Raw genomic sequence first — 24,606 nt, 5'->3', positions numbered from 1 at the left:
AGCCTTATTCCCTACCGGCGCTTTCGCCCGCCGTTCCTGGCACCTCCGCAGCGTTCTCTGCAAGGATCGCGGTGGAATGGGCCAGGGTCTGCTCGGCGGCGCCCAGGGCCACGGCGGGCGCCTCGCCAACCACTTTGGTCGTAACTTGTGTGACCGAATCAGTGATCTGGCTGTTCACGGCGGTGGGAAAGGTCATGGGGTTCTCCTGCCCGAAGTGCGGCGATAACACGGAATGCGCGTATTGTGGCGCAGAGTGGCGCACCCAGGTAGCGACGGAAGTGTTGCCGGAACGGGAATGACCAGCCCCCCAAGGTGGCGCGTCCTCATGCGCGGCGCGCATCCCCTGCCCCAGCCGGTGTTCCCGGGGCGGATGGCTCTTTGGCCTTGACTCTCAGGGCCCGCTGACTAAAGTGCCGCGACGCCGTGCCCCAGAGGGCCACGGTACGGAATTGTTTTTGACCGCCCCCGACCCGCCGAGTTGGCGACCGAACGGGGTTGTCGTAGGTGGGATTAAAGGTCATGGCCAAGCAGAATACCGTGCTGATCCGTCTGATCAGCTCCGCTGAAACCGGCTTCTTCTACGTGAAGAAGAAGAACCCGCGCAAGACGACCGAGAAGCTGGAGTTCCGGAAGTACGATCCGGTGGCTCGCAAGCACGTGATCTTCAAGGAAGCCAAGATCAAGTAAGTCCCGCGCGCCCGTATCGGGCGCGCCGTTCCGGGCTAGTGCCCCGCCCTTGGCGGATGGCACAGGACTGGAACCGATGGACACTGGTCAGGCGAAGGGCCGCTCCTGGAGCGGCCCTTTCCTATTGGCATGCCTGGCGTCCGGCCTTCCCTGGGCGCCCAGAACCTTGGGATGCGCGCCCCCATGGCCCCCGTGCCTGCCCCCTCCTGCCCCATCTTCGTCATCAACCTTGAGCATGACGCGGTGCGGCGCGCCCATATGACCGGGCAGTGCGCGCGCCTGGGGCTCGCGGTGGAGTTCGTCCCGGCGGTGAACGGCCGCGCCCTCAGCGAGGCTGATCGCACCGTTTATGACCGCGCCCGGGCGCTGCGCGTCTATGGCGTGGAGATGCTGGACACGGAGATCGGCTGCTATCTGAGCCACTACCGCCTCTATGAGCGCATGGCGCGGGAAAGCATTCCCGCCGCCCTGATCCTGGAGGACGATGTGGAGCTGAGCCCGGCCCTGCCCCGCATTGTGGAGGATCTGCTGGCCGACCCGGCGCCGGAATGGCAGGTGGTGCGGCTGGAATCCCTGCGCCCCCGCGTGCGTGAGCCCAAGACGGCGAAGTTCCGGGGCCGCACGGTCAAGACCCTGCGCGATGGCGAGCTGGTGCGCCTGGGCACCCACGTCCTAGGCTTCGGCGCCTATCTCATCCGCCTGGACGGGGCCCGGCGCATGCTGGACTACGGCCGGCGCATCTTCATGCCGGTGGACCAGACCATGGACCGCTATTGGGACAACGGCATCGCCCCCTACCTGGTGCGCCCCATCCCCGTGCGTCAGCGCACCGACATGGACTCGCGCATCGGCGCCCGACCCGCCGGCCGGCACGAGGGCCAGCCCCTGGCCATCCAGCTGGCCCGCCGCTGGCAACGCCTGTCGGACAGCGTGCGCAAGCGCCTGTACCGGGGCTGAACCTCCCCGATAACCCGAAGCGATCAAGGCCGGCGACTGCCGGCCTCCGCAGCATTCCGCGAAGCGAAGCGGACTGGAATGCGAGGATAGCCAAGCCGCCGGATGGCGGCGCCCGGCGCTTGAGGGAAAATCAGCGTAGCAGGCTGATGTCCGGCGTGTCCGCATGGCCCAGCGGCGCGGCGTCCAGGCTGCTGTCCGTCACGACGCGGTTGCGGCCGGCGCGCTTGGCCTCATAAAGGGCCATGTCGGCCCGGCGCAGCAGGCTGTCGCCCGTCTCCATGCGGCCGTCCGGCCCCTGGGCGCCGGCGGCCACGGCCACGCCAACGGAAATGGTGACCGTGATTTCCCCGCCCTCGGTGGTGACGTTGAACGGCGTCTCGCCGATGCGGCGGCGCAGGCGTTCGGCCACCAGCACGCCGGCGGCCAGGTCCGTGTCGGGCATGACCACGACGAATTCCTCGCCACCCAGCCGGGCCACCAGGTCGAAGTTCCGCAGGTTGCGGCTGGCGCGCAGCGCCACCTCCTTCAGCACCTCGTCACCCACGCCGTGGCCATAGGTGTCGTTCACCACCTTGAAATGGTCGATGTCGAACAGCAGGGCCGCCACCGGCTTGTGGTTGTCCCCGCCCCGGTCCAGCAGGCGCGGCAAGTGCGCGCTGAGGTAGCGGCGGTTGAACAGGCCGGTCAGGCTGTCGGTCAGGGCCAGCGACAGGCTCTGCTCATAATTGGCGCGCAGCCGGTCCTGGTAGCGCTTGCGCCGGATCTGGGTCCGGGCACGGGCCATCAGCTCATTCCGGTCGATGGGCTTGATCAGGTAATCGTTGGCGCCCAGCTCCAGGCCCTTGGCCACGCGGTCGATGTCGGTCTCGTCGGCCACCAGCAGCACGGGCACCTGGCGCGTCTTCTCCTGCGAGCGCAGCTGGGAACACAGGCGCAGGCCATCCTCGCGCATCAGCGTCAGGCTGATGACGATGAAGTCGAAGTCGCCGGCCAGCGCCCGCTCCAGCCCGGTGGCGCAGGTGTCGGCGGCCACCACGCGGCCCCGGTCGCGGCCCAGCGTCTCGGTGATCTTGTCCAGGTCGATGGAGCTGTCCTCCACCACCAGGACGTTGGCGCCCTCCGCCGACTGGTTGTGCATGCTGTCGGTGGAGACCAGCATGCCCAGCTGGCCCGAGGTGCTCTCGCGCAGGCGCCATTCGTCCATCATCATCTTGAGACGGACGAGGGAGCGCACGCGGGCGAACAGCGCCACGTCGTTCACCGGCTTGGTCAGGAAGTCGTCGGCGCCGGCCTCCAGTCCCCGCACCCGGTCGGCGATGTCGGACAGGGCCGTCACCATGACGACGGGGATGTGCATGATGGCGGGGTCGCTGCGGATGCGCTCGCACACCTCGAAGCCGTCCATGCCGGGCATCATGACGTCCAGCAGGACGATGTCGGGCGCCTGCGCCTTGATCTTCTCCAGCGCCTCGGGCCCGCTGCTGGCGGTGATGACGTCGAAGTACTCGCGCGTCAGCTTCGCCGCAAGCAGCTTGACGTTGGGCAGGACATCATCAACGACCAGGACGCGAGCCGACATGACACCACTTATTCCGCCGCGTCAGGGGAAGACGCGGCTTATTCCAAGGTACTATTGCGCACCCTAATCCAGAAAGCGCCGAACTGTCCGGATGAAAGTGGCAACCGAGATGGGTTTGGCGATGTAGTCATCACAACCGCCCTCCCGGATACGCTCCTCGTCACCCTTCATGGCGAAGGCCGTGACGGCGATGACGGGGATCGACCCAAGCTCCTGATCCTCCTTCAACCAGCGCGTCACGTCCAGACCGGAAAGCTCCGGAAGCTGTATGTCCATAAGTATAAGATCCGGACGGTGTGTCCGCGCCAGTTCCACGGCCATGCCGCCATCGCGGGTCTGCACCGTGCGATAGCCGTGCGCCTCCAGCAGGTCGTTGAAGAGCTTCATGTTCAGCTCGTTGTCCTCGACGATGAGGACACATTTTTTTTTGGCGGCAACCGTGGCCATGAGGCGGTCCGTGGCGATGTGGCGGCTACACTAAGGGACAAGCCGGACGGGTACAACCGTCATCCGGCGCACTCGCGGGTTACGCTCCCGCTGTTCGATGTCGCGTCGCCATGGCGGCGCCATTCCCCTGTTCTAGGCGTTGTGGGTACCCCCGTGGCGCCCCTGCCTCTCCAACAGGTAATCCGGAAATTTGGTTAAACCAGGGAGAATCGGCAGCGCTATCATTCACAGCGCCGGCGAATCCGTGAATTGACCAGATGGGGGCGCCTCAACCCCAGGTCTTAGCCGGCCAGTTGCCGGCACCAGGCGGCCAGGTCCAGCAGGCCGTGGCGCCGGGGACCGGCCGCGTCGGCGGCCGCGACCTCCAGCCGCCGTCCGGCGCGCCGCGCGAAGGAGGACAGGCGCGCCGGCTCCTCCACCAACCGCCCCAGCGCCCGCATGACCGCGTCGCCCCGGCGGCGATCCTGGGGCGCCAGGGCGGGCAGCAGGGCGCGCATGGCGATCAGGGCGCGACCCACGTCCATGCGCGCGCGCGCCGTGGCCAGGGCACGGTCGTCCCCCCGCCCGCCCCATGCCGCCAGCCGCGCCAGCCGGTGATGGTGGCGATATTCCCACGCCGCGACATCCGGCGGGGACGCCGCGCCGCCGGCCAGCGTCCGCACGCTGGCGGTGAAGCTGCCCAGCAGGCGCCGCACCTCCCCCCGCCCGTCCACCGGCAGGATCAACCGGTAGGTCAGCAATATCCACAGGGCGGCCAGCACGATGGCGGCGAAGGTGTTGAGGAAGCCCTGGAGGTCGTAGGTCATGGGATTGGTGGGCGCGACCAGGGTCAGGAACAGCAGGGGCATGAAGGCGCCGAAGTCACCGCGCCCAGGCCGCTGGGACATCAAGGCGGCCACCAGGATGACCGGCGCCAGCACCAGGGACAGGCCCCAGAACTCCGACAGGGCCGGCAGCGCCAGGAAGGTGACGGGCAGGGCCAACAGCCCGGCCCAGAGGGCGGCGCGGAAGATCTGGACGCTGACCTGTTCGGGGTTGGCGCGGCTGGCCAGCAGGGCACCGAAGACGCTGGTCCAGCTGACCATGATGGTGCCGGCCGGCCATTCGGTGGCGACCCAAAAGCCCGCCGCCAGACCGACCGAGATCAGGGTGCGCAGGGCGGCGATGACGGCGCTGCCCAGGGGGCCGTCCGCCGGCTCCGGCAGGGTGAAGGACAGGCGTCGTGTGGGATCGCGCGCCACCGCCACCTGAACCATGAGGTCCAGCACCTCCCCCAGTTGGTGCGCCGCCGCGATGGACGCCGGATCGGCCGCCCGGCGGGCCAGGCGCAACGCGGCGCGCAGGCGGCGGCGGGCGGCGGCGGCGGCGGCGCGAAAGGCCGGCCCGTCGCCCGCGCCCAGCGGCGTCAGGCAAGCCAGCAGCGGCCCGGCGGCCGGCAGCACGGCCAGCGCCCGCCGGGCGGCGTCCACCCGGGCCAGCAGCCCGAACAGGGCGGCCGCCGCGATCCGGGCGCCGTCGGCCTGGCGGCGGAAAGCGACCGACTCGACGGCGGCGTAGGTCGCCAGGTCGTCCAGTCCCTGCAGCTCCGCCAACAGGTCCCGGTACGGGCCGGGCGCGCCGGCACCGGTCAGGTCATGGGTCAGGTCCCGGGCCTGCGCATCGGTCACGGCGGCGGTGACCCGACCCACCCGGCTGTCCAGCCGCTGGGCCGCCGTCACCGGCCAGACGATGCCCGACACCGTCATCTTGGCAAGCACCCCCACGACGATGGCGGCGACGCGGGCGGCCGCGATGTCGAAGGTGCGCAAGGGGTCGTCCACCGCCCCCAGCGCCACCAGGGCCAGGGTGTAGCCCGCCAGCACGGCAGCGTAGGACCGGAAGCGGCGCAGGCGGGTGGCCAGCGCCACGCAACCCGCCAGCCATAGGCTGTAGAGCAGCAGGAAGGCTTCCGGCGACTGACCGAAGCCCGCCATCAGGGCCAAGGCCGCCGCCGCCCCCACCAGGGTGCCGGCGATGCGCCACACGCTCTTGGCGATGACGGCGCCGCTCATGGGATGGCTGACGATCAGCACCGTCACCGCCGCCGTCTGCGGGCTTTCCAGCTGCAGGGCATAGGCGAGATAGAGGGCCAGCAGGGCCGCCACCACCGTGCGCACGGCATGGCCCAACGCCCCCCGGCTGGGAACCCCCCAGCTGGGAACCCCCCATCTGGGAACCAGGGTGGTGGCATACCGGATGGGGAAGGTGAGCGGCACGGATGGAAACGCCAAAGGTCGGGTGCCGGCCATCCCATGAGTGGAACGCCGGCCAGTTCATCGATTTGGATGATGCTCCATACCCCCGCCTACGGTCCAATATATGGCTGGATGCTTTTCGATATCCAAAACCGACAGGACGCGCCGCCTTGGACATCCGCCACCTGCGCTATTTCACCGCCGTCGCCGAGGAACTGCACTTCACCCGGGCCGCGGAAAAGCTGGGCATCCGCCAGCCACCGCTCAGCCAGCAGATCCAGCAGCTGGAAAGGGAGATCGGCAGCCCGCTGTTCCATCGCCTGTCGCGCGGCGTGGAGCTGACGGCCGTCGGCGCGACCTTCCTGGAAGACGCGAAGGCCATCCTGGCGCACATCGACCAAGCGCTGGCCAACGCCCGGCAGGTGGCGCGGGGCGACAAGGGCCGCCTGCGTATGGGCCTCAGCATGTCGGTCACGGCCCATCCCTGGATCGCCCGGCTGATCCGCGACTATCGTGCCCAGCATCCGGGGGTACAGCTGACGCTGGAGCTGAACGATTTCGGCCAGCTGACCGACGCCGTGCGCGACGGCGCCCTGGACGTGGCCCTGGTGCGGGGCCGAACGGCGGAAATACCGGGCCTGGCCACCTATGCCGTGGTCGAGGAAAGGCTGCTGGCCGCCCTGCCCATGGGCCACCGCCTGGCCGGGGCCGCCGCCCTGGACCTGGCGGATCTGGCGGATGAGGATTTCCTGATCATCCCGCGCACGGCCGGCCCCAACATCTATGACATCATCATCGCCGCCTGCCGCGAGGCGGGGTTCAGCCCCCGCATCGTGCAGGAGGTGCCGGCCTTCCCACCCCTGCTGAACCTGGTGGAGGCGGGCCTGGGCGTGGCGCTGGCGCCCGACAGCATGCGCAACATGCGCCTGGAAGGGGTGCGGTTGCTGGACCTGAAAGGCGGCTATGACACGGCCCCCATCATGCTGGTCTACCGCGCCAATGAGGGGACGGCCGCGGTGCGGGCGCTGGTCACCCAGGCGCGCCGCGCCGCCGCCGTCCGCACCACTCCCACGCCCTGAGGCACGGCCATGCTGGAACTGAAACTCTTGCGATCCTTCGTCCTGCTGGCGGAAGAACTGCACTTCGGCCGGGCCGCCGAGCGGCTGCACATCGTGCAGCCGGCGCTGACCCAGCAAATCCAATCCCTGGAACGGCAGGTCGGCACGCCCCTGCTGAACCGCGCGCGGGGCCGCATCAGCCTGACCGACGCCGGCGCCCTGGTGCTGACGGAGGCGCGCAAGACCCTGGAGCAGGCGGCACGGACGGAAGCCATCGGCCGCCTGGCCGGCCGGGGCGAAGTCGGCAAGCTGGAGGTGGGCTTCGTCGGCTCCGCCGGTGTCGGCGCCCTGATGCCGGCGGTGCTGCGTGATTTCCGGCGCAGCCATCCGGCGGTGGAGTTGCACCTGGTGGAAATGGCGGTGGGGCCGCAGCTGGCCGCCATCGCCGCCGGCACCCTGGACGTCGGTTTCGTCCGCCTGCCGCCGCTCAGCCTGCCGCCCGGGGTGACGGTGCTGCCCCTGCGGCCGGATGGCCTGGTGGCGGCGCTGCCGGCCGGCCATCCGCTGGCGGCGCTGGACGCCATCCCGGTGGCGGCGTTGGCGGCAGAGCCCATGGTGCTGCACCATCGTGCCGGGGCGGCGGAGCTGCGCAGCCTGATCGACGACCTGTGCGGCCGCCACGGCTTTACCCCGCAGGTGGTGCAGTCGGTGCCGCAGATATCGCTGACCGTCCGGCTGGTGGCCGCCGGCCTGGGCCTATCGCTCCTGCCCGGGTCCATCGCCTGGCTGACCGTGGAGGGCGTGGTCTACCGCCCCCTGGCCGATGCCGACATCCAATACACCCTGGCCTTGGCCCACCGTCCCCAGGATCCGGCGCCGGCGGTGCGGGCCTTCGTCAGCCTGGCCGGCGCGGCGGCGGAGGCCTAATCGCCGGCATCCAGGTCCACACCCTGCCAGCCGCCGCCCAACGCCTTGTAGAGCGTGATGACGTGCTCCACCCGGGCCAGGCGGCTTTCCGCCTCCCGGTCTTCCGCCTGATAGGCCTGGCGCTCGCCATCCAGCACCTTCAGGAAGTCGGTCAGGCCGGCGCCGTAGAGGCGGGTGGCGTGGTCCAGGGCCTGGGCCGCGTCGCTGCGGGCGGCAACCAGCGTCTGCTGCCGCCGGGTTTCCGTCTGGTAGTTCACCAGCGCATCCTCCACGTCGCGCAGCGCCTCCTTCACCGTGCGCTCGTAATTGATGCGCGCGGCCTCGGCCTCCGCCTTGGCCAGGGTGATGCGGGCGTCGTCGCGGCCACCGTTGTAGATGGGGCCCGTCACCTGGGCGCCCAGGGAATAGGTCAGGCTGGCCAGGCTGAACAGCTTGCCCAGGTCCGCCGCCTGGGGCAGCAGGGTCAGCGGAATGGCGAAGTGGGGCAGGCTGGCGGCGGTGGCGACGCCGATGCGGGCGTTGGCCGCCGCATAGCGCCGGTCGGCCTGGCGGATGTCCGGCCGGTTGGCCACCACCTCGGACGGCAGGGACACCGGCAGGCTGTCCGGCACGGACAGCAGGGGCGCCGGCTGGCTCAATTCCGCCTCCAGCTCCCCCGGATAGCGGCCCAGCAGCACGGCGATGGCGTGGCTCATGCGCGCCACCGCCGCCTCCAGCGGCGGGGTCGCGGCCTGCACCGTCTCCAACTGGGTCCTGGCCTGCGCCACGTCCAGCACGGTGCCCAGGCCGCGCTGATAGGCGCGCTGCGCCAGGTCCAGGGCCTTGGCCGCGACCGCGATGTTGTCGCGGGCGATGGTCAGGCGCAGCTGGGCGGCACGCAGGCGGGCGTAGTCCGTCGCCACCTCCGCCAGCAGGCTGACCAGGATGGCGCGCCGCCCCTCCTCCGTCGCGGCGATGTCGGCGTCGGCCGCCTCCACCGCCCGGCGGGTGCCGCCGAAGACGTCGATCTCCCACGTCGCGTCCAGCTCCGCCTGCCAGGTGTGATAGCTGCCGATGCCCGGCGGCCAATCCACGTTTTCGCTGGATCGTTGCAGGGCCGGGTCGATACCCAGCCGCACGTCCGGCAGGTCGGCGGACTTGGCGATGACACGGGCGGCGCGGGCCTGCACCAGGCGCTGGCGCGCGATCTTCAGGTCCTCATTATCCGCGATGGCCGCCCGCACCAGGCGGCTGAGGGTGGGGTCCTGGAAACTGTCCCACCAGGCACGCATGGCATCCAAGCCGGCCGCGGGCGGCAGGTGTTCCGTCCAGCCTTGGGGCAGGCCATCCAGGGGAATGGGCTTATAGTCGGGGCCGACCACGGTACAGGCGGACACCATGCCGCCCAGCACCAGGGCGGCCAGGGCCTTACGGCGGATCATGGCTCAGATCCTCGATTCCAGGCGGGCCAGCACCCGGCCCACGACGCCTTCCGGGCGGGCCGCCTCATTCCCCACCGACACGGTGCAGGTCATGCCGGCGGCGAGAACCACCCCGGGCGGCACGGTGTCGATGCCGATGCGCACGGGGATGCGCTGCGCCAGCCGCACCCAGGTGAAGACCGGGTTCACGTCCTGCAGGCCATAGGCGTTGGGCGCGCTGTTGCGGTCGTTGATGCCCCGCGCGATGGTCTCGACATGGCCGGCCAGGGGGGCGGCATAGCCCATGAGCTTCATGCGGGCTGCGTCGCCCTCGTGGATGCGCGCCAGCTTGGTTTCCTCGAAATACCCCGACACCCAGAAACTGTCGGTGTCGATGACCGCCACCCGGGGCTGGCCCACCGTGGCGTAGTCGCCCACCCGCAGGCGCAGGTTGGTGACGTAGCCGTTGACCGGCGCCCGCACGACGGAACGCTCCAGGTTCAGGGTGGCCAGGTCAAGCGCCGCCTGCGCCGCGTCCAGCTGGGCCGTGGCCACGCTGGCGGTGCTGCGGAAACGGTCCTGCTCCGCCTCGGACACCACGCCGGCCAGGCCCTGGCGGCGCTGCGCGTCGCTGAGCTTCAGGGCCCGGTCGTCGCGCGCAGCGGCAACGGCGGCGCGGGCCTGGTCCTGGGCGATGCGGAACCGCACGGGATCGATGACGAACAGCACGTCGCCCTTATGAACCAGCTGGTTGTCGTGCACGGGGATGTCGACGATGGTGCCGGCCACCTCCGGCGCCACGTCCACCACCTCCGCCCGCACGCGGCCGTCGCGCGTCCAGGGCGCCAGCATGTAGCGCTGCCACAGGGCGCCGATCAGCAGGATGGCCAGCGCCACCATGGCCAGGGTGGCGGCCCCGCGCCCCACGGCGCGCGCCAGGGTCATGAGGCGGGCGTTCACAGCAGCACCAGACCGGACAGGAGAATCGAGAACAGGGCCGCCTCGACCAGGGCGGGGTGCCAGACGGCGCGCCAGAAGCCCAGATGGGCCAGCAGACCACGCAGCAGCAGGAAAAGCACCAGGGCGACGGCGACATAGCCGACAATGGGGGCCATGAAGATGCCGGCGACATCCAATTCGGCCATGACGGACAGAACCTCTTTGCCAGTATGGGAAAGAAAGCGTGGAAAAGAAAAGGACGCGGCCCGGGTGCTCCCCTTGCCGCGTCCTTTCCTTGAGCGTGAGGTGCCCGGCGACCCGATGGGAGGGGGGCCGGCGGGCACCGTCACGAAGGGGGCGGAGGGGGGCGGAACCGGATCAACCGCCCCTGGACCATGTGGCCCTCCCCGCCCCGCAGAGACCCTGTCAGTTGGCCGACAGGGCCTGCGCCGTCAGCGCCGCGTCAAGATTGTCGACACAGGCGTTGAAATCGGCGGAGCCGGGGGTGGCGCCGGCAGCGGCGCAGGCCTGCTGCTCGCGGCCGACCTGGGCCGACACCTGGGCATGCGCGCCCTTCACATGGGTCAGCACGTTGACGCAGGCGGCGAAGTCGGAATTGGCCGGGTGCAGGCCCATGGCCTGGCAGGCCTGGCTGACCGCCGGGGTCACCACCACCTCGGTGCCCGCGGCGTTCGCGCTCAGCGGCGCGGACAGCGCCAGGAAGGACAGGGCGGCGGCGGCAACGGCAACCTTGCGGGACGAATTCTTCAGCGGGGCGAACATTCAAGCATCTCCATCAATCAACCGGGCCGCGTCCTGTCAGGTACAGCGCCTTCAGTCGGCGCGGTCGTTGGTGAGATGAACTATGCGCCCGGCTGCTGCGGTGCGTCTAATATATCGAAATGGCATCTTCGATATCTATTAAATATGGCCGGACCCAGGCCCACGATCAGAATCCGTGATCGTCGCGCCCTTGAGAAACTATTGGAGGGGCGGTGGCGCAGGGCCCCAAATATTCGGTGCCCGCACGCCGCAGGGACCGCAATGACCAAGGGTCCTTGGCCACCCAGGCGGCCGGTGACGAACAACGGACAAGAACATGGTTAGAGAGCGAATTCGTCTGAGCAGCTTGCACGACCGCGTCATGAGCGCGGAACAGGCGGCGGCCCTGATCCAGGACGGCATGACGGTGGGCATGAGCGGCTTCACCCGCGCCGGCGATGCCAAGGCCGTTCCCCTGGCCCTGATCAATCGCGGCCGAACCGCCCCCCTGCACATCAACCTGCTGACCGGCGCCTCGCTGGGCAATGACCTGGACGGCATGCTGGCCGACGCCGGCATGCTGAAGCGCCGCCTGCCCTTCCAGGCCGACGCCCGCCTGCGCGCGGCCATCAACCGGGGTGAGGTCATGTTCATCGACCAGCACCTGTCGGAAATGGTGGAACAGTTGCGGTCCGGCGCGCTGGGGCATCTCGACTGCGCCATCATCGAGGCCACCGCCATCACCGAGACGGGCGCCATCGTCCCCACCACCAGCGTGGGCAATTCCGCCAGCTTCGCCATCCTGGCCGACAAGGTGATCGTGGAGATCAACCTGGCCCAGCCGGCGGACCTGGAGGGCCTGCACGACATCTACATCCCCAAGCGCCGCCCGGCGCGCGAGCCCATCGAACTGACCAAGGCGTCGGACCGCGTGGGCACGCCGGCCATCCCGGTGGACCCGGCCAAGATCGCCGCCATCGTGGTGACCAACCAGCCGGACAGCGCCACCACCCTGCAGCCGGCCGATGCCGACACCGCCGCCATCTCGCGCCACCTGATCACCTTCCTGGAGCAGGAGGTGCTGGCCGGCCGCCTGCCCCGGCACCTGCCGCCGTTGCAGGCCGGCATCGGCGCCATCGCCAACGCCGTGCTGGCCGGCCTGAAGGACAGCCCCTTCACCGACCTGGAGCTGTACAGCGAGGTCTTGCAGGACAGCGCCTTCGACCTGTTCGACGCGGGTAAGCTGGCCTTCGCGTCGGCCTCCAGCATCGTGCTGACGGCGCCGGTCATGGCACGCGTCATGCCCGCCATCGCTGGCTACCGCGACCGCATCGTCCTGCGCCCGCAGGAGGTCAGCAACCATCCCGAGGTGGTGCGCCGCCTGGGCCTGATCGCCATCAACACCGCCATCGAGTGCGACATCTACGGCAACGTGAACTCCACCCACGTCAACGGCACGCACATGATGAACGGCATCGGCGGCTCGGGCGATTTCGCCCGCAATGCCCAGCTGTCGGTCTTCGTCACCAAGTCGCTGGCCAAGGACGGCCGCATCTCCAGCATCGTGCCCATGGTCACCCATGTCGATCATACCGAGCATGACGTGGACGTGATCGTCACCGAGCGCGGCCTGGCCGACCTGCGCGGCCTGGCCCCGCGGGAGCGGGCGCGGGCGATCATGGAGAACTGCCTGCACCCCAGCTATCACGGGCAGATGGCCGACTATGTGCGCCGGGCCGTGGCCCGGGGCGGCCAGACCCCGCACGTTTTGGAAGAGGCGTTCAGCTGGCACATCCGCGCGCGCGAGACCGGCAGCATGCTGGCGGAAGCCGCGCCGGAGGCCCTGTCGGCGTAAAGTCCGGCGCCGGGCCTCAGGTACCGACCTTGCCGAGCGCGCTGATCTGGTTCATGCGCCGGATCAGCGCCCGGTGGGCGGGCAAGTCCCGGGTGGCGTGGTCGCCATAGGCCCGGATGCGGGCGAAGGTCTTCTGCGCCGCCTCCGCCTGGGGAAAGGCGGCGCGGGCCGCCGACAGGTCGGTCGCGAACCCCATGCCGTACAGGATGTACTGGTAGTTGAAGAAGGCGAAGGCCTCCAGATCCAGCGCGAAGTCGAAGCGGCTGGGTGGCCGGGTGCGCCACTGCGCCAGCAGGTCGCGCAAGGCCGCCGGGATGGTGGCGGGGTCGCGGTTGTCGCGCCAGAACGGCTCTTCCCGCCGGCTCAGGCAGTAATGCAGCTTCAGGAAATTGACGATGTTCTCGAAGCGCCGGGTCATCAGCTCGTTGAAGCGGGCGGCCGGCGCGGCCCAGTTGCCGTCATGGGGGAACAGCTCCGCCAGCATGCCCACCGCCACCTCGATCAGCACCACGCTGGTGGACTCCAAGGGCTCCAGGAACCCGCCCGCCAGGCCGATGGCGACGCAGTTCTTGACCCAAGGCGTCTCGCGATAGCCGGCGTCGAAGGCGGTCTTGCGCGGGGCCGGCGGCTCGACACCAGGCCCCAGGTGGGGGGCGACATAGGCGCGCAGAACCCCTTCGGCCTCGTCGTCCGACATGTGGTCGCTGGAATAGACGCAGCCCACGCCGCGCGCGCCCTCCAGCCCGATCTCCCAGGTCCAGCCCGCCGCGTGCGCCGTGGCCAGGGTGCAGCTTTCCAAGGGTCCGTCCGCCGCCCCGTAGGGCACCTTGCAGGACAGCGCGCGGTCGGTGAACAGGATGGGCTTCACCGATTTCTGCGCCACGCCCAGGGCGCGGCCGATCAGCTCGGCCCGGAAGCCGCTGCAATCCACATAGAAGTCGGCGGCGATCGCCCCGTATTCCCGCGTGACCAGGTGGGCGATGGCGCCGTCGGCCGCCAGCGCCACATCCGTCACCGTGCCCCGCAGGTGCCGGACGCCCAGCTCCCGCGCGCGGGCGGCCAGGGCCTGGGCGGCCTTGGCCGCGTCGAAGTGATAGGCGTAGTTCAGCGGCGCCTCGAAATCACCCTCGGGCCCGCGCTTGGGCGCCCGCCGGGCATCGGTCACTTGTTGCTGGAAGGTCATGGCCTGGGCGAAGGGCGGGCGGCGGTCGCCGTCCTGCAGCAGCCAGTAGGGCACCAGGCCGGCACCATCGGTGGGGAAGGGCGCCTCGAAGGGATGAAAAAAGCTGTCGCCCTCGCCCCCGTCCACCCAGCGGGCGAAGCGGATGCCCTGCTTGAAGGTGGCGGAGGTGTCACGCATGAACTGGGCCTCGTTCAGGCCCAGGAACCTCAGGGTGCCGCGGATGGTGGGGAAGGTCCCCTCCCCCACCCCGACGATGCCGATGTCCGGCGCCTCCAGCAGGGTGATGCCGATCGCCCCGCCTTCCCGCACGCCCAGGTACCGGGCGAGGTAGGCGGCGGCCAGCCAACCGGCCGTGCCGCCACCGACGATCAGGATGGTTCGCTCGACTGTCATCAACTCTGCTCGGTCGTCCACTCAGCTCAGGGCTTGCTCCGGCACGGCCCCCAGCTCGCCACTCAGCCGGGCCTTGCGGCCGTAGACCAGTTCGAACAGCGGGGACGCCATCATAGTCGTGACGATGGCCATCAGCACCAACATAGAGAACAGCGTGGGGCCGATGATGCCCTTTTGCAGGCCGATGTTGATGATGATCAGTTCCATCAGCCCGCGCGAGTTCATCAGGGCGCCGATGCCCAGCGCCGTGCGGTTGTCCTCGCCGCACAGCCGGGCGGCGGCGTAGCAGGCCACACCCTTGGCGGCGATGGAGGCCACCAGCACGCCGAAGGCAATCAGCAGCAGCGAGGCGGAATTCACCATGTCCATGCGGGTGTTGAGGCCGGAGTAGGTGAAGAACATGGGCAGCAGCAGGACCACGGTCAGCGGCTCCACCTTCTTCTTCAGCTCCTCCACGAACTTGCCGCGGGGCATGGCGGTGCCGATGATGAAGCCGCCGAAGATGGCGTGGATGCCCACCGCGTCCATGACGAAGGCGGACAGGCAGAACACCATCAGGGTGATGGCCAGCACGGTGTGCGTCATCTCCCCCCGCGCTTCCACCGCGCGGCCCAGGGGCGCCAGCAGGCGGCGGCCGAACAGGATGACCAGCAGGGCGAAGCTGAGGCCGCCGCCGATGGCCAGCACGGCGACGCCGGGGCCGGCACCGAAGATGGCCAGCACGATGGCCAGCACGCACCAGGAGGCGGCGTCGTCGAAGGCGCCGGCCGTCAGGGACAGGGTGCCCAGGGCGGAGTTGCTGAGGCCGCGCTCATTGATGATGCGGGCCAGCATGGGGAAGGCGGTCAGGGCGATGCAGGCGCCCATGAACAGGGTGGCCTGGCCCTGCGGCAGACCGTCGGCGAACAGGCCGGGCACCTTGAGCAACATGGGCGTGATCAGCACGGCGATCAGGAAGGGGGCCGCGATGCCGGAGAAGGAGACGGCGAAGGCGCTCTTGCCGTTGGTGCGGAAATGGTCGCCCCGGAAGGTCGTGCCCACCAGGAACATGTAGAGGCCGACGCCGAACTGGGCGCCGACATACAGCACGCTCTTGGTTTCCTTGGGGAACAGCTCGGCGGCGAAGCCTGGGAACAGCAGGCCCAGCAGGGACGGCCCCAGCACCACGCCGGCGATCATCTCACCCACCACCTGCGGTTGGGCCAGCAGCTTCTGCCCCAGCCAGCCGACGACGCGGCAGGCCAGGATGATGGCGGTGATCTGCAGGAAGAAATGGACGCTGAAATCCGTCGGCGTCAGGGTCCCGTTGGGGCCGTGCGGCGACAGCATGTGGGTCGCCGTGTCGACGATGTTTTGCACCGTGCCGGCGGAAAAAAGATCCGAAGCCATGACGCGATTCCACCCTGTTCTTAGCTTTTGTGCCTGTTACCGATACCAGGGTTAGGGCGGGCTTTCGGGCGTTGTCAAAGGATAAAAAACGTAGGAATGTAGCAACATTCTGGGCATGGGAAATGTAGCAACATGGCCACAATGAGCAGCCGGGATTTCAACCAGGACGTGGGCGGCGCCAAGCGCGCGGCATTGAGCGAGCCGGTGTTCATCACCGACCGCGGCACCCCCACCCACGTGCTGATGAATTTCGAGACTTTCCTGCGGCTTACCGGCGACGGGCAGAGCATTGTCGATCTGCTGGCCATGCCGGAGGACGTACCCCTGGCCCCCACCCGCCTGGACATCGCCTGATGTTCCTGCTGGACACCCCGGTCATCCTGGAGCTGCGCGGGGCGAAGGCGGACGCCGGCGTGCGCGCCTGGGCCGCCGATGTCCCCCGCCAGCAGCTGTTCCTATCGGCCCTCAGCCTGATGGAGCTGGCGGAGTCGGTCGCCAAGGCGGAGCGGACGGACAAGGCCGCCGGCGCGGCGCTGCGCGCCTGGCTGGACGACCGGGTGATGGTGGCGTTCGAGGGGCGCATCCTGCCCGTGGACGCGGCCGTGGCCTTGCGGCGCGTCGGCGTCGCCCTGCCCAACAACCGCGACGCCCTGCTGGCCGCCACCGCCCTGGTGCACGGCCTGACGGTGGTCACGCCCAACGTCGCCGCCTACCGCACCGGCCGGCTAAAGGTGTTCAACCCCTGGGGCTACGCCGCCGGCGAGGCGCAGGAGGACATCGCCGACTGGCGCCAGGCGGCCAAGACCAGCCCCGTATGGCTGAAAAGCTTGTTCCTGCGCTTTTGATACGCCACGGCCGATACGCCACTGCCAATACGCCACTGCGCCTCAGCAGGCGGGCTTGGGCAGGGGTTCCAGCGCCACCAGTTCGGCCCGCACCTTGAAGTCGCCGTAATCGATCAGCATGGACTGCACGATGCCGTTGTCCATCAGCATCATCGCGGTGTCGTAGTCGGGCAGCGCCTGCTGGTCGTCGTTGGCGAAGAAGGCCAGGTGCACGGGCCAGGCCTTGTCCTTGTGCAGGGCGGCCACGACGATGGCGTCCTTGGCCAGGGGCTTGGCCTTGCCGATAACGGCCGAGACGGGGCCCGCCTCCTCCGCCTCCGACCCGTCGAACACGGGGCGGACGTAGACCGGCGTGTCGCCGTGGCGGGCCTGGTTGATGAGCAGCAGGGTGTGGGCGGTGGGGAAGACGGTGCCGGGGGCCAGCTCGACATCCTGCGGCTTGGGCTTCTCGAAATGGGCGACGCCGCCATCCTCGCCGTTCAGGGTCGCCACCCCCTTCATCTCCTCATCCGGCTGGCCGGTGACCTGCTTGCGGACGTTGAAGCGGTAGACGCTGCCGTCCTTGGCCTCCCACGTCGTGTAGCTGGTGGTCATCTCCTGGTCGTCCGCCTCGGAATAGAGGAAGCGGATCTGGAAGCGCTGTTCCGTGGTCCAGCCGCGGCAGACGTCGTTCCAGGCGAAGTTCATGGCGCCGACCACGCCGGTGACGCGGCTGCCCTCACGCGAAGAGGCCAGCGTCAGGCGATAGGCGGCGCGGTGGGGAGACATCTGCGCCCCCACCGCCATGACCGTGCCGGCCATGGGGCCGCCGTTGGAGGTTGGGGCGACCGTGGGCGGGGCGGCGGGCGAAGCGGCGGGCGGCGCCGCGGGGGCCGCCGACGACGGGGGCGTGGCGCCGACGGCCATTGCCACCGGCAGGGCCAGAACGGCCAGGGACGCCAAACCCATGCTCACCAGACGTGCGCGCATTCTTATCGTCACTCTCGCTACCTCAACCCGGGCCAGGCCCGAACCCCCAGCATGCCGTGTCCCGGGGGCCGACGCCAAGCTTCTTGTCGTCACAGGGCGCCGCACGCCAACGGACGCCTGGGGAACCTTTGGGTGATACGGCCCCACCGCCCCCCGTCGTCGTCCTCGATCCCCTACCGTTTGGAATAGGGGGCAGACATTGCCGGTGGAGCCTGCCGAAAGGGGGTCGGCAAAAACTGCCGCAGGCGGGGCGCGACCTACCCCTGCAAAACGCAAATCCTTTTATTTCAATGATATAGATAGCGGCATGGCCCTTGCGATCTCCGGTTCACGTCATCCCGACGCCCCAAACGGAGTAGCGCCCATGACCCCGCCGGACACCGCCCTGCCCCTGATGCCCGCCATCAACCTGACCCTGCCCCGGGGCCAGATGCCGGTGGGCCTGCGCGGTCCCGAGGCGGCGGCCAGCCTGAACCAGCTGCTGGTGCAGGAACTGGCCATGCGCCTGGCGGACGCGGAGCGCATCATCACCGAACAGCGCGACCGCATCGATTACCTGGAAACGCTGAGCACCACGGATGAGCTGACCGGCCTGCTGAACCGGCGCGGCTTCCAAGTCGCGTTCCGGCGCGAGCTGGCGGGCGCGCGGCGCGGCGGCCGGGGCGGCGTGCTGGTGATGGTCGACCTCGACGGCTTCAAGCGCATCAACGACGTGCACGGCCACCAGGCCGGCGATGCCTACCTGCGCATGGTGGGCCGCACCCTGGCCGACCATGTGCGCGCCCAGGACATCGTGGCCCGCCTGGGCGGTGACGAGTTCGCCGTGCTGCTGACCCGCGTGGCGCCCGACCAGGGCATGCAGCGTGCCGAGGCCCTGTCCGCCACCCTGCACCAGATGGCGCTGGACTGGCAGACCCACAGCCTGCCCCTGAAGGCCAGCTTCGGCTGCCAGGCCTATGGCGCCGACGACCGCGAGGACGAGGTGCTGCACCGCGCCGACGTGCTGATGTACCAGACCAAGGCGGCGTCCAAGGCGGCCTGAGTTAAGCTGTTCCCTGCGTTTCTTATGCCTGCCGCCGGTAGCTGCCCTTGAGGAAGGGCGTCCAGGTCAGGCCGCCGTCGGTGGAGCGGTCGATGGTGGTTTCCATGTGGTCCGGCATCGGCCACCAATAGCGATGACGGGCGCGGCCGCGCGGGGAGGTGCGGATGAAGGTGTAGCCTTCGGCGCCCGCCTCATCCACCCCCTCCACCGGGCCCCATAGGCCGGGGGCCGGCCTGGCCGGCACATAGCCCATGTCGTCGAACCAGAACAGCAGGTGCACGGCCACGTCGGGGTCCCAGGTCAGGACGCCGTGGGCGGTGAAGGCGCCGGCCTCCCCCCGGTCGAAGACATAGTCCAGCACCAGGTGGTGGCCGTTGAGCGCGGAACGCACGGTCATGCGCGCCACCCCCACACTGTTTGGGCCAGGGCCGCCGGGACCGAAGGGGCTGGGCTGCACCGCCTCCGTGCCCGCCCACTCGCCGGCGAAGGCGGCGGTCAGCCGCCGCATCTCCTCATGCATGGCCTTCCCCCCGGCTTACGGCTGCCCAGCCTTGGCGTCGGCCTTGCCCGCGTCCTTCTTGGGCGCCGCCTTCAGGCTGCCGCTGTCCAGGTTCAGCTGGGCGGCGGGGATGACCTGCACCTTGGGGTATTTCTGCTTCAGGGCGGGCAGGAACTGGGCGCTGTCGCCCACCACCACCAGGCTGCTCTGGGCCGGCGACAGGGTGCGGGCGGCGGCGGCCTGCACCTGGGCGGGGGTCACCGCCTGGACGCTGGCGATGTAGCGGCCGATCTCCGCCAGATCGACGCCCTGCAGGGCCAGGCTGCCGACCAGGCTGGCCACGCCGTGGGTGGTTTCCACCGTGCGGCCGAAATTGCCGATCAGCACGGCCTTGCGGCCGGCCAGTTCCGTCTCCGCCGGCGCCTGGGTGCCCAGCTTGCCCATCTCCGCCATGATCAGGCCGGCGACCTCGGGGGCGGAGGGGTTCTTGGTCTGGGTGCTGGCCACGAAGGGCCCCGGCACGCGGCGGAAATCCAGCGCGGAGCCGGCGCCGTAGCTCAGGCCCCGCTTGATGCGGATCTCCTGGTTCAGGCGCGAGGAATAGCCCACGCCCAGCACGGCGTTGGCGACGCTGGCCGGGTAATAATCCTTGTCCGACCGCGCCAGGCCCGGCCGCACCACCAGCACCGCCGCCTGGCCCGCCTTGGGCAGGTCCACCACCACGGCGCGCCCGGCCGGCTGGGCCGGGGAGGACGGCAGCGCCGGCAGGGCCGCCGCCGGCTTGGCCCAGTCACCGAACAGCTTTTCCGCGATGGCGAAGCCCTGCTCCGCCGTCAGCGGGCCGGCCAACACCAGGGTGGCGTTGTCCGGCCGCCACCAGGTGTGGTGATAGGCGGAGAGGTCGGCGGGCTTCAGCGCCGCCAGCGATTTGGGCGTGCCGGTGAGGGGATGGCCATAGGCGGCGTCGGCATAGAGCACGCGCGGGCCCACCAGCTTGGCCAGGCCGGCCGGGTCCTTCAGCGCGACCGACAGGCCGTCCAGCGCCTGGTGCCGCTCCCGCTCCAGCTCCTCCTTCTGGAAAGCCGGGTTGCGGGCCACATCGGCGAAGATCTCCATCGCCGGGGCCAGCACGTCGCCCTTCACCAGCAGCGACAGTTCCGACCCGTCCCAGCCGGCGGCGGCGTTCAGGGTGCCGCCCAGCGCCTCGACATCGCGCGCGATCTCGGGCGCGGAGCGCTTGGCCGTGCCCTTGGTCAGGACGCTAGCCGTCATGGCCGCGGTGCCGGGCAGGCGCGCCGGATCCACCGCCCCGCCGCCGCCGATGCGCAGGCTGGCCTGGATCAGCGGCACGCCATGGGTGGGCGCCACGATGACGCGCAGGCCGTTGGCCAGGCGCTTTTCCACCGGCTGCGGCAGGGCCGCGTCCACGGCGGGGCCGGCGGTGGGCGGGGCCTGGCGCTGGTCGGCCGGGGCCGGCTGCACCACCTTCAGGTCGGCCGGCACCACCAGCGGGGCGGCGTCGATGCCGGTGGAGGTCGCCACCGTGTCCGTCCCCTTCTCGGGACCATCGGCCGGAACGTAGCGCACGGAAATCTTGGTCTCGGGCTTCAGCCAGGTGGCGGCCACCCGCTTCACATCGTCGGCCGTCACCGCCTGCACGTCGGCCAGCAGGGTGTCGGCGCGCTTGGGGTCGCCGAAGATGACGGCGGCGCGGGCCAGCAGGCTGGCGCGGCCGTTGGCCGTCTCCCGCTCCTCCAGCTCATCGGTCACCAGCTGGTTGCGGGCGGCGGCCAGCTCGGCCTCCGTCACGCCATCCTTGGACACCTTGTCCAGTTCCTCCAGCAGAGCCTTCTCCCCCGCCTCGGCCGTGGCGCCGCCGGCCAGGATGGCGCCGATGGCGTAGGCGCCCGGCTGCTGGTTCACCTCCTGGAAGGTGAAGACCTGGCTGGCCACCTGCTTCTCATAGACCAGGGACTGGTTGAGGCGGCTGCTGTCGCCATGGCCCAGGATGCTGTCCAGCACCAGCAGGGCCGGCAGGTCCTTGTCGGTCGCCTTGGGGAAGGGGTAGCTCAGCAGCACGGCCGGCAGCGGCGCGTTGGCCTCCGTCACCGTCAGGGTCTGCGGGGCGGTCCGCGCCGGCTCCACCGCCGTCACGCGCGGGATGGGGGTGGCCGGATGGGTCAGCGGGCCGAAATACTTGTCCACCCAGGCGTTCAGCTCCTCCGGCTTGAAGTTGCCCACCACCACCAGGGTGGCGTTGTCCGGCCGGTAATAGGTGGCGTGGAAGGCCTGCACATCCTGCAGGGTGGCGGCGTCCAGATCCTCGATGCTGCCGATGCCGGGCCGGCCATAGGGGTGCACCTTGAAGCTGACCTGCGGGAACATGAGGTAGAACAGCTTGCCGTAGGGCTGGGCCAGCACCCGCTGCCGCAATTCCTCCTTCACCACGTCGCGCTCGGACTTGAAGTTCTCCTCATCCACGACGAGGGAGCCCATGCGCTGCGCCTCCGCCCACAGGATGCGCTCCAGGTGGTTGGCGGGCACGGTCTCGAAGTAATCGGTGTAGTCGGCGTTGGTGGAGGCGTTGTTGTAGCCGCCCACATCCTCCGTCAGGCGGTCGAACTGCTCCGCGGCCATGTCGCGCGTGCTCTTGAACATCATGTGCTCGAAGAGGTGGGCGAAGCCGCTGCGCCCCTTGGGGTCGTCCTTGGAGCCGACGCTGTACCACACCTGCACCGACACGGTGGGCGTGGTGGTGTCCGGCAGGGCGATGACCTTCAGGCCGTTGGCCAGCGTGCGCTCGGTGATGGCCAACGGCGGCACCGACACCTTGCCACCCGGTACCTCCGCCCCCGGCACGATGGGCGTGTCGGCCGCCCCGATCCCCCCTGCCAGCGCGGGCAGGCTGGAGCAGAGGGCCGTGGACAGGGCCAGGGCCGAGAGCGTGCGGGTGAAGCGCATCATGGGTGCCGTCTTCCTTCTTGGGCTGCCGGCCGCGCGACTGCGGCGTCCGGGAATGGGCCTGGTTCCTACATAGCCCAAAACCGGCCGGCTGAGGCGGGGCATTTGGTTAATTCGTTGTAACAAAACGATCCCGCCACCCTTGCCCTTGCCCCGAGGGCCGGAAGCGGGGTGTGAGGCGGCCCCGCCCCCGGGGCCCATGCCGGCGGGCGGGACGCTGCCATGCACGAATGAAAGTCACTTGCATTCACAACACCGACGCATAACCATCCGGTTGGAAAATGAGAATAATTATTAGTTTCGGAGCCTATACCGTGAGCAACCTGCGGCAGTTCCTCTCTGTGTATCCCTTGGCACTGGCCTCGGCCGTCTCGGTGGTCGCCCTGGCCGCCGGCACCGCCCGGGCTGATGACGCGGCAGCCGACGCCACCGCCTCCAACGAGGTGGTCATCCTCGGCGAACGTTCCCCCACCGATGCCGCCAGCGCCCTGAAGACCGCGGCCCCGCTGGTGGAAACGCCGCAGTCGGTCAGCGTGATCACCCGGGATGAGCTGAACCTGCGCGTGGCGGAGAACCTGAACGACGCCCTGAACTACACCGCCGGTGTCGCCACCGACACGCGCGGCAACACCGCCGGCCGCTATGATTTGATGACCGTGCGCGGCTTCAACGCCGACCAGTACCTGGACGGCCTGCACCTCATCAGTTCGCTCAACGGCTACGCCATCCCGCAGATCGACCTGTCCTTCCTGGAGCGGGTGGAGGTGGTGAAGGGCCCCGCCTCTGTCCTCTACGGCAACGCCAACCCCGGCGGCATCGCCGCTCTGACCAGCAAGCTGCCCACGGGGACGACCTTCGGTGAGGTCGGCGTGACCGCCGGCAGCTATGGCACCGTGCGCGAGACGGCCGACATCGGCGGCACCCTGGATGCCAACGGCGTGCTGAGCTATCGCCTGGTGGGGGTCAACGACCGGTCCGACACCCAGATCAGCCACACCGAATCCCAGCGCTTCGGCATCAGCCCCAGCCTGACCTACCGCCCGGACGACAAGACCAGCTGGACCGTGCTGTACGTCCACCAGCAGGACCCCAAGAGCGGCGGCTATGGCGCGGTGCCGGTCCAGGGCTCGCTGCTGCCCAACCCGAACGGCCAGATCGCCCGCGACTTCTATGATGGCGAGCCGGATTTCGAGCGGTTCAACCGCACCGAAAACATGGTCACCTCGCTGTTCACCCACAAGTTCGACGACGACTGGGCGGTGCACCAGAACACCCGCTACATGCACCTGACGACGCTGTACAACAGCGTCTACAACGCCGGTTACTTCACCGACGCCAATGAGACCAAGCTGGCCCGCGCCCTGGCCGTGGCGCGGGAGGAACTGAACAACGTCACACTGGACAACAACGTGACCGGCGTGGTGCGCACCGGCGCCCTGACCCACAATCTGATCTTCGGCGTGGACTTCCAGAACACCGTGCAGACGGAGGCCTCGGGCTTCGGCGGCAGCGTCGCGGACATCGACGTCTTCAACCCCGTCTACGGCTCCGCCCTGACCCTGCCGGCCACCAGCTTCGACGTGCGTCTGCACATGAGCCAGACCGGCGTCTACGCCCAGGACCAGATCGCCCTCGGTGGCTTCCGCCTGGTGCTGAGCGGCCGCAACGACTGGCTGGACATCAGCCAGCTGGACCATCTCAGCAACGGCACGACATCGAAGGATGAGAGCAAGTTCACCGGCCGCGCCGGTCTGCTCTATCTGTTCGACAACGGCGTGGCGCCCTACGTCTCCTACGCCACCTCCTTTCTGCCGCAGACCACGGTGGACCGGAACGGCAACGTGCTGGCCCCGACGGAGGGCAAGCAGGTCGAGGTGGGCGTGAAGTACCAGCCCAAGGTGTGGAACGCCCTGCTGACCGCCAGCCTGTATGAGCTGCGCGAGACCAACGTCGCCACCACCGACCCCAGCTTCCCCACCGCCTCCATCGCGGCGGGCGAGGTGCGGTCGCGCGGCGTGGAACTGGAGGGCTCCGCCCGCCCCATCCAGGGCCTGCAGCTGCACGCCAGCTACACCTACATCGACAACCAAGTGACCAAGGACAACGCGGGGCTTGAGGGCTCCCGCCCCTACGCCGTGCCCCAGACCACGGCCAACGCCTACGCCAACTACACCCTCCAGGACGGCCCGCTGGCCGGCCTGGGCTTCGGCGGCGGCGTGCGCTACATCGGCCGCAGCTTCAACGGGGCGGCCGGCGACGCCGCCCTGCCCATCCCCGGCGCCACCCTGTTCGACCTCATGGGCAGCTACGACTTCAAGCACCTGGCCCCGCAACTGGACGGCCTGACCCTGAACATCGACGCCACCAACCTGCTGGACCGCCGCTACATCTCCTCGTGCTACAGCACCATCTGGTGCTGGTACGGCCCGGGGCGCGACGTGAAGGCGAACGTGAGCTATCGGTGGTGAGGGCCCGCGTGG

The 24,606-nt window shown here is 69.5% G+C and carries 22 protein-coding genes; 9 read left to right on the top strand and 13 right to left on the bottom strand.

Translation table 11 applies throughout. From position 1 onward, the window contains the following. Positions 1-4 precede the first annotated feature (4 nt). The gene (locus tag FBZ89_RS12865) at positions 5-196 is read right to left on the bottom strand and encodes a RebB family R body protein (protein WP_145750356.1); all 192 of its coding nucleotides are present in this window, start codon (positions 194-196) and stop codon (positions 5-7) included. Between the two features lie 323 nt (positions 197-519). On the opposite strand from FBZ89_RS12865, the gene rpmG reads away from it, so the two are divergent. Both rpmG and FBZ89_RS12855 read left to right on the top strand, forming a co-directional pair. Beyond that, positions 520-687 carry a 50S ribosomal protein L33 gene (rpmG, locus tag FBZ89_RS12860; protein ID WP_044562980.1) on the top strand — a complete coding sequence of 56 codons (168 nt, stop codon included), beginning with the start codon at positions 520-522 and terminating at the stop codon, positions 685-687. 183 nt (positions 688-870) lie between these two features. Beyond that, positions 871-1,644 carry a glycosyltransferase family 25 protein gene (locus tag FBZ89_RS12855; RefSeq protein ID WP_186457332.1) on the top strand — a complete coding sequence of 258 codons (774 nt, stop codon included), beginning with the start codon at positions 871-873 and terminating at the stop codon, positions 1,642-1,644. A 130-nt stretch (positions 1,645-1,774) separates the two neighbouring features. Here FBZ89_RS12855 and FBZ89_RS12850 read toward each other — a convergent pair whose 3' ends face one another. From FBZ89_RS12850 to FBZ89_RS12840, 3 genes are all read right to left on the bottom strand, one after another. Beyond that, the gene (locus FBZ89_RS12850; protein ID WP_145750354.1) at positions 1,775-3,223 is read right to left on the bottom strand and encodes a PleD family two-component system response regulator; all 1,449 of its coding nucleotides are present in this window, start codon (positions 3,221-3,223) and stop codon (positions 1,775-1,777) included. Between the two features lie 63 nt (positions 3,224-3,286). Next, positions 3,287-3,670 carry a response regulator gene (locus FBZ89_RS12845; RefSeq protein ID WP_145750353.1) on the bottom strand — a complete coding sequence of 128 codons (384 nt, stop codon included), beginning with the start codon at positions 3,668-3,670 and terminating at the stop codon, positions 3,287-3,289. 281 nt (positions 3,671-3,951) lie between these two features. Beyond that, positions 3,952-5,925 carry an FUSC family protein gene (locus FBZ89_RS12840; RefSeq protein WP_186457331.1) on the bottom strand — a complete coding sequence of 658 codons (1,974 nt, stop codon included), beginning with the start codon at positions 5,923-5,925 and terminating at the stop codon, positions 3,952-3,954. A 149-nt stretch (positions 5,926-6,074) separates the two neighbouring features. Between FBZ89_RS12840 and FBZ89_RS12835 the strand changes: the two genes are divergently transcribed. Together FBZ89_RS12835 and FBZ89_RS12830 are read left to right on the top strand one after the other, a co-directional pair. Further along, positions 6,075-6,983, top strand: coding sequence for a LysR substrate-binding domain-containing protein (locus FBZ89_RS12835; RefSeq protein WP_186457330.1), 909 nt, complete (start codon positions 6,075-6,077; stop codon positions 6,981-6,983). Positions 6,984-6,992: 9 nt separating this feature from the next. After that, complete coding sequence (locus FBZ89_RS12830) at positions 6,993-7,889, top strand: LysR family transcriptional regulator (protein ID WP_145750350.1); 897 nt, start codon at positions 6,993-6,995, stop codon at positions 7,887-7,889. On the opposite strand, the gene FBZ89_RS12825 is transcribed toward FBZ89_RS12830, so the two are convergent. From FBZ89_RS12825 to FBZ89_RS12810, 4 genes are all read right to left on the bottom strand, one after another. Beyond that, complete coding sequence (locus FBZ89_RS12825) at positions 7,886-9,310, bottom strand: efflux transporter outer membrane subunit (protein WP_145750349.1); 1,425 nt, start codon at positions 9,308-9,310, stop codon at positions 7,886-7,888. The genes FBZ89_RS12830 and FBZ89_RS12825 overlap by 4 nt on opposite strands. A gap of 3 nt (positions 9,311-9,313) precedes the next feature. Further along, positions 9,314-10,234, bottom strand: a complete 921-nt coding sequence (locus tag FBZ89_RS12820) for an efflux RND transporter periplasmic adaptor subunit (RefSeq protein WP_145750348.1) — start codon at positions 10,232-10,234, stop codon at positions 9,314-9,316. A gap of 11 nt (positions 10,235-10,245) precedes the next feature. Then, positions 10,246-10,434 (bottom strand): DUF1656 domain-containing protein, encoded by a 189-nt coding sequence (locus tag FBZ89_RS12815; RefSeq protein WP_145750347.1) that lies wholly within the window; start codon positions 10,432-10,434, stop codon positions 10,246-10,248. A 220-nt stretch (positions 10,435-10,654) separates the two neighbouring features. Further along, the gene (locus FBZ89_RS12810) at positions 10,655-11,011 is read right to left on the bottom strand and encodes a hypothetical protein (RefSeq protein WP_145750346.1); all 357 of its coding nucleotides are present in this window, start codon (positions 11,009-11,011) and stop codon (positions 10,655-10,657) included. A gap of 316 nt (positions 11,012-11,327) precedes the next feature. Between FBZ89_RS12810 and scpC the strand changes: the two genes are divergently transcribed. Further along, positions 11,328-12,845: a succinyl-CoA:acetate CoA-transferase ScpC gene (gene scpC, locus FBZ89_RS12805; RefSeq protein ID WP_145750345.1), complete on the top strand. Its 1,518-nt coding sequence runs from the start codon at positions 11,328-11,330 to the stop codon at positions 12,843-12,845. Positions 12,846-12,861: 16 nt separating this feature from the next. Here the strand turns inward: scpC and FBZ89_RS12800 are convergent, their stop codons facing one another. Then, positions 12,862-14,421: a tryptophan halogenase family protein gene (locus FBZ89_RS12800; RefSeq protein ID WP_145750344.1), complete on the bottom strand. Its 1,560-nt coding sequence runs from the start codon at positions 14,419-14,421 to the stop codon at positions 12,862-12,864. 21 nt (positions 14,422-14,442) lie between these two features. Next, positions 14,443-15,810 (bottom strand): cation:proton antiporter, encoded by a 1,368-nt coding sequence (locus FBZ89_RS12795; protein ID WP_145750343.1) that lies wholly within the window; start codon positions 15,808-15,810, stop codon positions 14,443-14,445. A gap of 132 nt (positions 15,811-15,942) precedes the next feature. Here FBZ89_RS12795 and FBZ89_RS12790 point away from each other — a divergent pair, with 132 nt between their 5' ends. Together FBZ89_RS12790 and FBZ89_RS12785 are read left to right on the top strand one after the other, a co-directional pair. Next, positions 15,943-16,164, top strand: a complete 222-nt coding sequence (locus tag FBZ89_RS12790) for a type II toxin-antitoxin system Phd/YefM family antitoxin (RefSeq protein ID WP_145750342.1) — start codon at positions 15,943-15,945, stop codon at positions 16,162-16,164. Beyond that, positions 16,164-16,655 (top strand): type II toxin-antitoxin system VapC family toxin, encoded by a 492-nt coding sequence (locus tag FBZ89_RS12785; RefSeq protein ID WP_145750341.1) that lies wholly within the window; start codon positions 16,164-16,166, stop codon positions 16,653-16,655. The genes FBZ89_RS12790 and FBZ89_RS12785 overlap by 1 nt, the downstream gene beginning before the upstream one ends. A 42-nt stretch (positions 16,656-16,697) precedes the next feature. On the opposite strand, the gene FBZ89_RS12780 is transcribed toward FBZ89_RS12785, so the two are convergent. Beyond that, positions 16,698-17,624, bottom strand: coding sequence for a cell envelope integrity EipB family protein (locus FBZ89_RS12780; protein ID WP_145750340.1), 927 nt, complete (start codon positions 17,622-17,624; stop codon positions 16,698-16,700). A gap of 364 nt (positions 17,625-17,988) precedes the next feature. On the opposite strand from FBZ89_RS12780, the gene FBZ89_RS12775 reads away from it, so the two are divergent. Beyond that, positions 17,989-18,666: a GGDEF domain-containing protein gene (locus FBZ89_RS12775; RefSeq protein WP_246172159.1), complete on the top strand. Its 678-nt coding sequence runs from the start codon at positions 17,989-17,991 to the stop codon at positions 18,664-18,666. Between the two features lie 22 nt (positions 18,667-18,688). On the opposite strand, the gene FBZ89_RS12770 is transcribed toward FBZ89_RS12775, so the two are convergent. After that, positions 18,689-19,186 (bottom strand): DUF1579 family protein, encoded by a 498-nt coding sequence (locus FBZ89_RS12770; protein WP_145750339.1) that lies wholly within the window; start codon positions 19,184-19,186, stop codon positions 18,689-18,691. A gap of 15 nt (positions 19,187-19,201) precedes the next feature. Then, positions 19,202-22,129, bottom strand: a complete 2,928-nt coding sequence (locus FBZ89_RS12765) for a M16 family metallopeptidase (protein ID WP_145750338.1) — start codon at positions 22,127-22,129, stop codon at positions 19,202-19,204. A gap of 311 nt (positions 22,130-22,440) precedes the next feature. Here FBZ89_RS12765 and FBZ89_RS12760 point away from each other — a divergent pair, with 311 nt between their 5' ends. Beyond that, positions 22,441-24,594 (top strand): TonB-dependent siderophore receptor, encoded by a 2,154-nt coding sequence (locus FBZ89_RS12760; protein WP_186457329.1) that lies wholly within the window; start codon positions 22,441-22,443, stop codon positions 24,592-24,594. Positions 24,595-24,606 lie beyond the last annotated feature (12 nt).

Origin of the sequence: Nitrospirillum amazonense, from assembly GCF_007828045.1 — a bacterium.
GTDB lineage: Bacteria > Pseudomonadota > Alphaproteobacteria > Azospirillales > Azospirillaceae > Nitrospirillum > Nitrospirillum amazonense_C.
Note: the sequence above shows the minus strand (reverse complement) of the source record. Positions and strands in the feature narration are given on the sequence as shown.